The 10,569-nt window shown below is 57.2% G+C and carries 13 protein-coding genes; 9 read left to right on the top strand and 4 right to left on the bottom strand.

Annotated elements, in window-relative coordinates:
* The 7 genes from ACIQ2T_RS08940 to ACIQ2T_RS08970 all read left to right on the top strand — a co-directional run.
* A partial coding sequence (locus tag ACIQ2T_RS08940; RefSeq protein WP_397590508.1) for an alpha/beta fold hydrolase occupies window positions 1-617 on the top strand: 617 nt, incomplete at its 5' end.
* Window positions 618-679: 62 nt separating this feature from the next.
* Entirely contained in the window at window positions 680-991 is a 312-nt protein-coding gene (locus ACIQ2T_RS08945; protein WP_397586429.1) for a hypothetical protein, read from the top strand.
* 37 nt (window positions 992-1,028) lie between these two features.
* Entirely contained in the window at window positions 1,029-1,619 is a 591-nt protein-coding gene (locus tag ACIQ2T_RS08950) for a DNA repair protein RecO (RefSeq protein WP_397590509.1), read from the top strand.
* Between the two features lie 105 nt (window positions 1,620-1,724).
* Complete coding sequence (leuB, locus tag ACIQ2T_RS08955; RefSeq protein ID WP_397590510.1) at window positions 1,725-2,771, top strand: 3-isopropylmalate dehydrogenase; 1,047 nt, start codon at window positions 1,725-1,727, stop codon at window positions 2,769-2,771.
* A gap of 27 nt (window positions 2,772-2,798) precedes the next feature.
* Window positions 2,799-4,007 (top strand): trans-sulfuration enzyme family protein, encoded by a 1,209-nt coding sequence (locus ACIQ2T_RS08960; RefSeq protein WP_397590511.1) that lies wholly within the window; start codon window positions 2,799-2,801, stop codon window positions 4,005-4,007.
* The gene (gene apaG / locus ACIQ2T_RS08965) at window positions 4,004-4,414 is read left to right on the top strand and encodes a Co2+/Mg2+ efflux protein ApaG (protein WP_397590512.1); all 411 of its coding nucleotides are present in this window, start codon (window positions 4,004-4,006) and stop codon (window positions 4,412-4,414) included. Before ACIQ2T_RS08960 ends, apaG begins: the two co-directional genes overlap by 4 nt.
* Before the next feature lie 10 nt (window positions 4,415-4,424).
* Window positions 4,425-5,216, top strand: a complete 792-nt coding sequence (locus ACIQ2T_RS08970; RefSeq protein WP_397590513.1) for a LysR family transcriptional regulator — start codon at window positions 4,425-4,427, stop codon at window positions 5,214-5,216.
* A gap of 15 nt (window positions 5,217-5,231) precedes the next feature.
* Here ACIQ2T_RS08970 and parE read toward each other — a convergent pair whose 3' ends face one another.
* From parE to ACIQ2T_RS08985, 3 genes are all read right to left on the bottom strand, one after another.
* Window positions 5,232-7,220, bottom strand: a complete 1,989-nt coding sequence (gene parE / locus ACIQ2T_RS08975; protein WP_397590514.1) for a DNA topoisomerase IV subunit B — start codon at window positions 7,218-7,220, stop codon at window positions 5,232-5,234.
* 72 nt (window positions 7,221-7,292) lie between these two features.
* On the bottom strand, window positions 7,293-7,676 hold the full coding sequence (locus ACIQ2T_RS08980) for a PaaI family thioesterase (protein ID WP_397590515.1): 384 nt from the start codon (window positions 7,674-7,676) through the stop codon (window positions 7,293-7,295).
* A gap of 19 nt (window positions 7,677-7,695) precedes the next feature.
* Window positions 7,696-8,373 carry a GcrA family cell cycle regulator gene (locus ACIQ2T_RS08985; protein WP_306062833.1) on the bottom strand — a complete coding sequence of 226 codons (678 nt, stop codon included), beginning with the start codon at window positions 8,371-8,373 and terminating at the stop codon, window positions 7,696-7,698.
* Between the two features lie 91 nt (window positions 8,374-8,464).
* On the opposite strand from ACIQ2T_RS08985, the gene ACIQ2T_RS08990 reads away from it, so the two are divergent.
* The gene (locus tag ACIQ2T_RS08990) at window positions 8,465-9,322 is read left to right on the top strand and encodes an ABC transporter permease (protein ID WP_397590516.1); all 858 of its coding nucleotides are present in this window, start codon (window positions 8,465-8,467) and stop codon (window positions 9,320-9,322) included.
* 269 nt (window positions 9,323-9,591) lie between these two features.
* Here ACIQ2T_RS08990 and ACIQ2T_RS08995 read toward each other — a convergent pair whose 3' ends face one another.
* Window positions 9,592-10,011 (bottom strand): DUF2147 domain-containing protein, encoded by a 420-nt coding sequence (locus ACIQ2T_RS08995; protein ID WP_353208579.1) that lies wholly within the window; start codon window positions 10,009-10,011, stop codon window positions 9,592-9,594.
* Between the two features lie 52 nt (window positions 10,012-10,063).
* On the opposite strand from ACIQ2T_RS08995, the gene maiA reads away from it, so the two are divergent.
* Window positions 10,064-10,569: maleylacetoacetate isomerase (gene maiA / locus ACIQ2T_RS09000; RefSeq protein WP_397590517.1), on the top strand; the 506-nt coding region annotated here is incomplete at its 3' end.

Genomic DNA, 10,569 nt, shown 5'->3' on the forward strand with positions numbered 1-10,569 from the left:
ACACGCTGACGGACATGATGCAGGATGGCATTGCCTTGCTGGATGCGCTTGGCATCGCAAAGGCGCATATTGCTGGCGCATCAATGGGTGGCATGATCGTGCAATTGATGGCGGCACATCATCCGGACCGGATATTGACGATGACGTCCATCATGTCCACCAGCGGGCGGGCGGGGCTTCCGGGACCACGCGCCGATATACGCAAGCGGCTGATGGCGCCGCGCCCGTCCAACCCGACGCGCGAACAGGCAGTACGCTTGGGCGCTGAGTCTCTTGAAACGATTTCCTACGCCGATAAGAAACGGCCCAATAGTGCGTTTTCGGATATGGCTGCGCGCGCGTTTGACCGAAGCTATTATCCCATCGGTATGAAGCGGCAGCTGCTGGCGATTATGGCCGACGGTAGCCGCGTGAGCCGCCTGAAAACCATCAATGTGCCGACCTTAGTATTGCATGGCGGCGCTGACCCGCTTGTCCCCAAAGAGGGAAGCGAAGACATCGCACGGCTCGTGCCCAATGCGCGTTTGGAGATTATCCCGGAAATGGCCCATGATTTGCCGCCGTCGCAAGTCGGACGCATAGTGGATCTGATTGCGGGGCATGCCAAAGCACAATAAATATATGGCGCGCCGCACAGTATATTGATTGCGCCGTACTGCGGGTTCGATAAAGACACCGCATGACAAACAATCAGCTATTGCTTGAAGCTATCGCGCTCAAAAAATGTGTCACTGCGGTGTACAATAATGTGGCGATGAAGCTGGCCCCGCATATTCTCTATTCCAAGCACAGTGCCTTGTTCGTGGATGCCGTGATACTGGAAAAAAATGGTGAGCTTCGCCGTGAGAAGAAGCTGGGTGCGTTTCATTTGTCGGGGCTGAACGACCTCCAGTTAACAGACCAGCCGTTTGCAATCGACGCCTTGTTCGAACCGGCTGCCGAAAAATATCAGGATGCGATGTTATTCGTGGTCGACGCGGACGCAGGATAGCACTTCCCCTCACGCCGCAGTCTTGGCATGAGGGCGCATGGATATTTCGGCATCTGCCATCATCTGCGCTGTCCGCAACCATGGTGAAACGGGTGCGATCGTGCTGGCGTTTACGGCGGAGTACGGCATGCTCGCTGGCTATGTGCAAGGCGCACGCGGGCGGCAGTTGCGGCCTGTCCTTATCCCCGGCAATGTCATCAAGGGCGAATGGCGCACGCGCATAGCGGGGCAATTGGCGCGCCTTACGCCCGAACCCTTACACAGCCGCGCGCATTTATTGGGCGAGCCGCTGGCGATTGCGGCAATTGACTGGGTCACGACCCTGACGGCGGCTACACTGGCGGAAGGCGTACCATATCCGCGGGTACACAGCGCTGTTGATGGATTGCTCTCAGCAATTGAGCTTGCCCCTGCGGCACGGGTGTGGGCGGGGGCTGTTGCCCAATATGAGACGCTGTTGCTCGCCGAGCTTGGCTATGCCGAGGACCATGACACCGACAGCGCGCCCGTGGCGATGATGGCGCAGACGCGCAAACGTTTGGTGGCGCATGTACTGGGCGACCGCCGCGCCGACGTGATGGCCGCGCGCGAACGCTTGGTGGAACGCTTGAAAAGGGCGGTTGCATAAGCCCGCTGCTGTTGGCAGGGGAGTGATAAAGTTCAGCATCTTACTTTCTACGTTTCAGAAGTAAGACCCTGAAACAAGTTCAGGGTGACGGAAAGGTCAGATCGAATGCTTATTGCCTTGTTACCCGGGGACGGAATTGGTCCGGAAGTCATTACCGAAGCACGGCGGGTGCTGGATGCGTTGCGCATAGATGGGTTGACGTTTGAAGAAGCGCTCGTCGGCGGTGCGGCGTATAAGGTGACGGGCCATCCTTTGCCTGCGGGTACGCTGGCCCTCGCCAAGCGCGCCGACGCGATTTTGTTTGGCGCCGTGGGTGACCCCGATTGCGACGCGCTGGAACGGCATTTGCGCCCTGAACAGGCGATCTTGGGCTTGCGTAAGGAATTGTCCTTGTTCGCCAACCTGCGCCCAGCCACTTTGTTTCCCGAGCTTGCCGACGCAAGTGCGCTTCGGCCGGAAGTTGCCACACAAATCGACATGATCATCATCCGCGAATTGAACGGCGACGTCTATTTTGGGGAAAAAGGCATGCGCAAAACCGCCGATGGCAAGCGGGAAGGCTATGACATCATGTCCTATAATGAGGATGAGGTGCGCCGCATCGCCCGTGTCGGTTTTGAAACCGCCATGGCGCGCGGCAAGAAACTCTGCTCGGTGGACAAGGCCAATGTGCTTGAGACGTCGCAATTGTGGCGCGATGTCGTGATCGAAACCCATGCCGAATATCCCGAAGTCGCGTTGAGCCATATGTATGTCGACAATTGCGCGATGCAGTTGGTGCGCAACCCTGGCCAGTTTGATGTCATCGTCACGGGCAATTTGTTCGGCGACATCTTGTCCGATCAGGCAAGCATGTGCGCTGGCTCCATCGGTATGTTACCCAGCGCGTCCTTGGATGCCGCGCAAAAGGGTCTGTATGAGCCTATTCACGGCAGCGCGCCCGATATTGCGGGGCAGGGCAAGGCCAACCCGCTCGCCACCATATTGTCCGCTGCGATGATGCTACGATACTCGCTTGGCCTAGCGGAGCATGCAGACCGTATCGAAGCTGCTGTGGCCAAGGCACTTGCCGCAGGCGCACGTTCCCCTGACCTTGGCGGTAGCCACTCAACCCGCGGAATGGGTGATGCCGTTCTTGCTGCCTTGACCTGAGCCCCCCACTCCACGAAAAGCGAACACATGAAGAAAACTACAGGCCAAAATCGCGAAATTACGAAGCATTGGCGTCCTGCCACCCAAGCGGTGCGTGGCGGCACATGGCGCAGCGAGCATGGCGAGACGTCTGAAGCGTTGTTCCTGTCGTCGGGCTTTGCCTATGACGACGCCGAAACCGTTGCGGCCCGCTTTGCGGGTGAACAAGACGGCATGACCTATTCGCGGTTGCAAAACCCGACTGTTCAGATGCTCGAAGAACGCATTGCGCTGATGGAAGGGGCCGAAGCCTGCCGCGCGCAAGCCACGGGCATGGCCGCCATGACAACGGCGTTATTGTGCCAGTTGCAAATGGGTGACCATGTTGTCGCCGCGCGCGCGGCCTTTGGCTCATGCCGTTGGCTGACCGACAATTTGCTTCCCAAATGGGGCATCAGTACGACCACGATAGACAGCCGCGACAATGATGCGTGGAAGGCGGCGGTTCAGCCGAATACGAAAGTGTTCTTCTTTGAAACGCCGGCCAACCCGACGATGGACATTGTCGACATGGCCTATGTCTGCGGACTGGCGAAGGAACACGGGATCACCACGGTGGTCGACAATGCCTTTGCCACCAGCGTGCTGCAGCGCCCGATGGACTTTGGCGCCGACGTTGTTGCCTATAGCGCGACGAAGTTGATGGACGGGCAGGGCCGCGTTCTGGCCGGCGCAGTGTGCGGCTCGCAACAATGGATCGATGACGTGCTTTTGCCGTTTCAACGCAACACGGGACCCAATTTATCGCCCTTCAACGCTTGGGTGGTGCATAAGGGGCTTGAGACGTTGGAACTACGCGCCATGCGGCAGTCGGAGAATGCGCTTAAGGTCGGCAAATTCCTTGAGGCGCGGGTGCCGCACATCATGCACCCCGGGCTTGAAAGCCATCCGCAACATACACTTGCGATGCAGCAGATGAAGGCATGCGGCCCGATATTTGCGTTTTCCGTGGATGGAGGCCGCAAGCAAGCGCATGCTTTGCTCAATGGGCTGCAATTGATCGACATCTCGAACAACATTGGCGATGCACGCAGCCTGATGTGCCACCCCGCGTCATCGACGCACCATGGCATGGGCCCCGAAGCCCGCGAAGCCATGGGCGTGGGCGAAGGCTTGATCCGCATCAATGTCGGGTTGGAAGACCCTGCAGATTTAATCGAAGACCTTGATCAGGCTTTGAAGGCAGCGGGTTTATGACCAGCATCCTAGATGCATTCTTTGCGATCAGCGCCACTACAGATGGCATTACCGTACGCGTATCGCCGAACTTTTTAGAGGAGCAATCCACGCCAGCCCAAGGGCGTTGGTTTTGGTCCTACCATATCCGCATCGAAAATGGCGGTGCAGAATCGGTGCAGTTGATGACACGGCACTGGCGGATTACCGATGGCCGCGGCACGATAAGCCATATTGATGGTGACGGCGTTGTTGGTGAACAGCCACTTCTTCTCCCTGGTGAAAGCCATGATTATGTCTCTGGCTGCCCGCTGCCGACACCCAGCGGCATGATGGAAGGGCAATATCGCTTCGTACGCGAAGACGGCACGACATTCCTTGCTGAGATTCCGCGCTTCACACTGGTGGCACCGGCCACGGCACGATGAGCATGCAGCGATGAAGCGCACGCATCTCCCCTTGAACGGTCTGCGCGTGCTGGATGCAGCGGCCCGCCATTTAAGCTTTACGAAGGCTGCGGACGAGCTTGCCGTGACGCCAGCAGCCGTAGGGCAACAGATACGCGCGCTTGAGGATATGTTGGGCGTTGTCCTGTTCCGCCGCACCCCCAAAGGGCTTGAACTCACAGACGAAGCCGCAAATGGCCTTGATGCCTTGCGCGCAGGGTTCCTTCAGTTCGAAGAATCTGTTCGCGCGATGCAGGCGGGGCAATCGTCCAATGCGCTTACCATCGCCGCGCCGCGTGATTTTACCGCCAAATGGCTGGCCAGCAGGCTCGCGATCTTTAGCAAGGCGAACCCCGACACGCGATTTACGTTGGTCGCTGCGGACGAAGATGTGGATTTTACCGAGGCCAATCTCGACCTCGCCATCCGCCTAACAACGGGCCCCGGCGAACATGAGGGCGTTAGGCTTGCGGCGGGCGCGTATGTCACCGTTGCCGCGCCAGAGGGCGGGGCAGAAACACCAATCAGCTGGCCCAATTGTCCCAACGTCGACGGGGTTGCTGCCTTGCGCCTCGCCGATGCCGGCCTTGCCATTGAGGCTGCGGCAATCGGCTTAGGCAAGGCGACCGTTCCGCTTCTGCTTGCCGAGGCCGATTTGGCGAGCGGCAAAGTCCGCGCCATCGACAATGCGCGGGAAAGCGATGAAGCTTACTGGCTACTCGCCCCCTTGCCGCAATGGCGGCAGAAAAAGGTGAAGGCGTTGGTTGAGGCATTGACGGGGTAAGAAACTACCTCCGTCTTAAGCGTCAATCGTGTCTTCATCCAGCTGCGCGGCGTTTTCTTGGATGAAGTTAAACCGGTGCTCCGGATTTTTGCCCATCAGGCGGTCGACCAGATCATTCACCATGGCGCGGCGTTCATATTCATGCGGCAAAGTGATGCGGATCAGCGATCGGGTCGCCGGATCCATCGTCGTTTCTTTCAACTGATTGGGGTTCATTTCGCCCAATCCCTTAAAGCGGCCAACATCGATCTTCTTGCCCTTAAACACAGTCGCTTCCAGCTCTGCGCGATGGGCGTCATCGGCGGCGTAAACGCTTTGGCTGCCATGCGTCAGACGGTACAGCGGTGGGCGGGCGAGGAACAGATGTCCAGCCTTCACAATTTCCGCCATCTCCTGAAAGAAGAATGTCATCAGCAAGGTTGCGATATGCGCGCCATCGACATCGGCGTCGGTCATGATGATGATGCGTTCATAGCGCAGATTGTCGGGGTTACAGTCCTTGCGTATGCCACAGCCAAGCGCGAGTTGGAGATCGGCGATTTCATTGTTCGCGCGGATCTTCTCGGCGGTGGCGGAAGCAACGTTCAGGATTTTACCCCGGATCGGCAAAATCGCCTGCGTCTTGCGGTTGCGCGCTTGCTTGGCGCTGCCGCCTGCGCTGTCGCCTTCGACGATGAACAATTCGGTGCCGGTGGGGTCATCTGATGCACAGTCGGTAAGCTTGCCGGGTAAGCGGACCTTGCGCCCTGAGGTCGCGGTTTTGCGCTTCACTTCGCGTTCCGCTTTCCGACGCAGGCGGTCGTCTACTTTCTCAAGAATGAAGCCCATCAACGCCTTGCCGCGTTCCATATTGCCGGCAAGATAATGGTCGAAATGGTCACGCACGGCGTTTTCGACAAGCCGCGTGGCTTCAGGCGAGGTCAGCCGGTCCTTGGTCTGGCTTTGGAATTGCGGGTTGCGGATGAACACCGACAGCATCAACTCGGCTTCGTTGAAGATATCTTCTGCTGAAATCTGCGCGGCCTTTTTCTGGCCAATCAATTCGCCAAAGGCGCGCAATCCCTTTGTAAGCGCAGCGCGCACGCCCGCTTCATGCGTACCGCCATCGGGCGTGGGAATGGTGTTGCAATACCAGCTATAGGCACCGTCCGAATATAAGGGCCATGAAATCGCCCATTCAACACGCCCTTGCGCGTCGGGAAAATCCTGCGTTCCGGCGAAGAATTCGGTTGTGGCACAGGCGCGGGTACCAAGCTGCTCGCGCAAATGGTCGGACAGACCGCCGGGGAATTGAAACACCGCTTCGGCAGGCACATCTGCGCTGGCCAGTTCCGCATCGCAGCGCCAGCGAATTTCCACGCCCGCAAATAAATAGGCTTTTGACCGCGCAAGGCGGAACAGGCGCGCAGGTTTAAACTTTGCGTCGGTACCAAAAATTTCGGGATCGGGGGTGAACGCAATCGTCGTACCGCGCCGGTTGGGGGTCGGGCCGAGCTCCTCCAGCTTGCCCACCGGATGCCCTTGGGCAAAGCGTTGGCGATATAATTGCTTGTTGCGTGCCACTTCAACCAAAGTGTCGATCGACAAGGCATTGACAACCGACACACCAACGCCGTGCAAACCACCTGACGTCGCATAGGCCTTGTCCGTGAACTTCCCGCCGGAGTGCAATGTGGTCAATATGACCTCAAGCGCCGATTTATCGGGGAATTTGGGATGCGGGTCGACGGGAATACCGCGCCCATTGTCGGTGATGGTCAGGCGGTTGCCAACGCCCAAATGCACTTCGATACGGCTGGCATGGCCGGCCACAGCCTCATCCATCGAGTTGTCGAGTACTTCTGAGGCAAGGTGATGCAATGCTCTTTCGTCGATGCCGCCAATATACATTCCGGGACGACGGCGAACCGGCTCAAGTCCCTCCAGCACTTCAATCGCTGAAGCGGTATAATCATTGGATGCGGCGGTTGCGGCTGCGCTCCCGCCAAACAGGTCATCGGTCATAGATATGCTATAGGCGCGGGAGAGTCGGCCGCGCAACAGCCGAACGATACTCGGCTGTGGAAATAAACCGGATCAGCGTCTTTCCGGGGGCATGGACATAATGGCAAAATTGCCACTCGCCTGCGCAATCAACTTGTCATTCTGTGTGATTTGGGCCGTTAGATGGGCGACCGTTCGGCCCTTGTTATCCAAAACGGTTTGGCACAGCAACTGGCCCTCCACGACTGGCCGGAAATAGCTAATCGAGATATCAACCGTAGCGCAGGCATATCCGGCATCAAGCGTTGAATAGAGCGCCGCGCCCATGCCAGTGTCCGCCATCGCGTAAATGACAGCGCCATGCACAACGCCGTGCGGATTGAAATGTCGGCCATCAACCGGCAGCAGAAGCGTGCTGCTACCGTCGCCTTGTTGTTCTACAGTCAACCCGATGAGATCAGCAAATGGATGATCCACGCTTTATCTCGCCGCTGTCTTAACGAACCCGTGGACCGCCAAATGGCATGGGGGGTGGAGGACGACGCACACCGCGCGGAAGTTGCGCCTGATAGGCACGGCCGCAATGTTCGACGCAATAGGGAAAGCCAGGGTTCACAGGCACACCGCAGAAATGGAAATCCGCCTCACCGGGGTGGCCAAGTGGCCAGCGGCAAATACGCTCGTTCAAATCGAGCAAGGAGGTTTTATCCGCCATTTCGGGACTTGGCTTAGCAGGCACAAGACGGCGTGGCGGGGCAGGCGGGATGGGTGCCTGCTGATCGCCGGGGCCCTGACGCATGAAACCGCCGGGTCCGATCGACACGATGCGTGGTGACGACGAAACGCGCGGTGCGGGCGCTTCTGCGGCATCGTCATCCGCACGTACGGGCGCAACTGGTTCCGCAACCGGCGCTGCTGGGCGGGGACGGGCAGGTGCTGCAGCGGCAGGCGCTTTGGCTGGAGCCGCGGCAGGCGCAGCCTTTTTAGGCGCAGCTTTCTTGTCAGCATCATTGGCCTTAACAGGCGAAGGGCGGGATTTCAGGCCCAAGCGATGTGCCTTGCCGATGACTGCGTTGCGGCTCACGCCACCAAGTTCCTCTGCAATCTGGCTCGCGGTCAGGCCTTTGTCCCAAAGCGCCTTTAATTGATCAATCCGCTCGTCGGTCCAGGACATAAATTCGATTCCAATAGCTAGTTGTATATGCCGCGCATGCGGCGCAATTGCGCCTTGCGGTTATCGCTGCAAGCCGATAGTCGATTGCGCCATGACTATCCACCATAAAAGCGCTCCTGGCCAAGATAGGGATGCACACCCTGTTGTGCAACTGCCTGATGGCGAACGCCATATCCGGAATGTAAACTGGATCGGGTTGCAAACCTTATATATGAAAGAGGTACGCCGCTTTTTTAAGGTGCAACTGCAAACCGTATGGGCACCTGCCATCACGACGTTGCTCTACCTCATCATTTTTACGGTCGCGCTTGGCAAGGTTAAGCCAACGGTGTTGGGTGTTTCTTTTGCGGATTTCATTGCGCCGGGCCTGATCATTATGGGCATGATGCAAAACGCCTTTGCCAATTCCAGCTTTTCGTTGCTTGTGGGCAAGGTTCAGGGGACGATTGTCGATTATCTGATGCCGCCTTTGTCTAATGCAGAAGTACTGGCGGGGCTTGTCGGGGCGTCCGTGACGCGGGCGTTTCTGGTAGGGGCGACTATCTGGCTCGCCATGGCAATCTGGCCAGGCGTCAATGTAACACCTGCGCATTTTTGGGCGGTGTTGTGGTTTGGTTTGATGGGGTCGACGATGCTGGCGCTGATTGGCGTCCTGACGTCCATCTGGGCGGAGAAGTTTGACCATGCCGCCGCGGTAAGCAATTTCGTCGTTGCTCCAGCAGCGCTTTTGTCCGGTACCTTCTACTCGGTCGACAAGCTTTCGCCGACCTTTCAAGCGATCAGCCACGCTAATCCGTTTTTCTACGCCATATCGGGTTTTCGTTATGGCTTCATCGGCAGTGCGGACAGCCCCGTTGTGTTGGGTGCGCTTTTGCTAATGGCGTTAAACATCATGCTTGGGCTGATCTGTTATTTCCTCCTCCGTTCAGGATGGAAATTGCGCGCTTAACTAAGGCTTGGGAACTAAATTCCGCACGTAGATGGTCGTAATCTCCGGAAAGGGGAAAACGATGACAGTGATGGCAGAGGCCAAGCTGGAGCTCCGAAGCGTCCACCTGCAAACCGCGTTAATGAAAGGCAACAGCGCCGAAATCATCGCGGCGCGTGAACTGCTTCGGCTGTCATTGGAGGAGATGCAAGGATCGGGATATTGGCGCGAGCACCCCGATCAACTCCAAATCCAGATGCGCCTCTATCGCATATCAGCAAAAATGATGTTCAACCCGCCGGCGTCCATGTCTGGGCCTGACAAAAAGGTCCAATACATCCCTTAACCACGAGATTGCCGGATTTGCCTTTGTAGACAATCGAGCGGTAGGTTTTTCCAGACTTCGGATCGTAAATCTGACCCTTATATTGTTCGCCATCGGCTTTGAAGCCAGTCAGGACATTCAGACCCAAAATTGTCCTGCTGCGTAATGCCTTATCGGGATTGTTAATGTCCTTTGCGCCCGGACCAGCAGGAGGATTAACCAAAAATTTCGCAAGCTTGCCGCACAATGCCGCGCCGCATTGGTAAATCTCAACTACGCCATCCTTGCTTTGCGTGATCCAGCGGCCGGATATCGGTGCCGCCGCCTGTGCAGGGATGGCTGTAACAATACATGCGGCAATCAAATATTTTTTCGCGAAATACATGGGGCTTCCTCTCATTTTACGGTCGACATAAACGGCTGTGGGGTAAGCCGCAATGCTTTTGCCTTTTGTGTGTGTCATGCTAATCGCGTTGATCATGAAAGACATTATCCTGTTTGACTATTGGCGTTCCTCGGCCAGCTATCGCGTGCGGATCGTACTGAACCTTAAAAATGTGCCCTATACGCGCGTGCCGACAAGCCTGTTGGACAATGAACAAAAGGCGCCCGATTATGTTGCACGCAACCCGCAAGGTTTCGTGCCCATGCTGTCGATTGACGGTCATGATCTGACGCAGAGCCTTGCCATCATCGATTATCTTGACGCCCATTATCCTGACCCCGCAATGGTGTCATCAAACCCGGCGGATCGGGCGAAAACTTTGGCGCAGGCGTTGATTATTGCCGCTGACACCCACCCCATCGATAATCTGCGTATCCTGCGCTATTTGAAGGAGCAGATGGGGCAATCGCAAGCGGCGGTGGACGCATGGTACCGGCACTGGATCATCGAAGGCTTTACTGCTTTGGAGGCTATGGCCCCCGAAGAGGGTCTATTCGG

The sequence above is a fragment of the Sphingorhabdus sp. genome (assembly GCF_044357595.1).
Classification (GTDB): domain Bacteria; phylum Pseudomonadota; class Alphaproteobacteria; order Sphingomonadales; family Sphingomonadaceae; genus Sphingorhabdus_B.

Coding starts and splice junctions, on each gene's coding strand:
- ACIQ2T_RS08945 (WP_397586429.1), top strand. CDS start 680: ATGACAAACAATCAGCTATTGCTTGAAGCTATCGCGCTCAAAAAATGT.
- ACIQ2T_RS08950 (WP_397590509.1), top strand. CDS start 1,029: ATGGATATTTCGGCATCTGCCATCATCTGCGCTGTCCGCAACCATGGT.
- leuB (WP_397590510.1), top strand. CDS start 1,725: ATGCTTATTGCCTTGTTACCCGGGGACGGAATTGGTCCGGAAGTCATT.
- ACIQ2T_RS08960 (WP_397590511.1), top strand. CDS start 2,799: ATGAAGAAAACTACAGGCCAAAATCGCGAAATTACGAAGCATTGGCGT.
- apaG (WP_397590512.1), top strand. CDS start 4,004: ATGACCAGCATCCTAGATGCATTCTTTGCGATCAGCGCCACTACAGAT.
- ACIQ2T_RS08970 (WP_397590513.1), top strand. CDS start 4,425: ATGAAGCGCACGCATCTCCCCTTGAACGGTCTGCGCGTGCTGGATGCA.
- parE (WP_397590514.1), bottom strand. CDS start 7,220: ATGACCGATGACCTGTTTGGCGGGAGCGCAGCCGCAACCGCCGCATCC.
- ACIQ2T_RS08985 (WP_306062833.1), bottom strand. CDS start 8,373: ATGTCCTGGACCGACGAGCGGATTGATCAATTAAAGGCGCTTTGGGAC.
- ACIQ2T_RS08990 (WP_397590516.1), top strand. CDS start 8,465: ATGACTATCCACCATAAAAGCGCTCCTGGCCAAGATAGGGATGCACAC.
- ACIQ2T_RS08995 (WP_353208579.1), bottom strand. CDS start 10,011: ATGTATTTCGCGAAAAAATATTTGATTGCCGCATGTATTGTTACAGCC.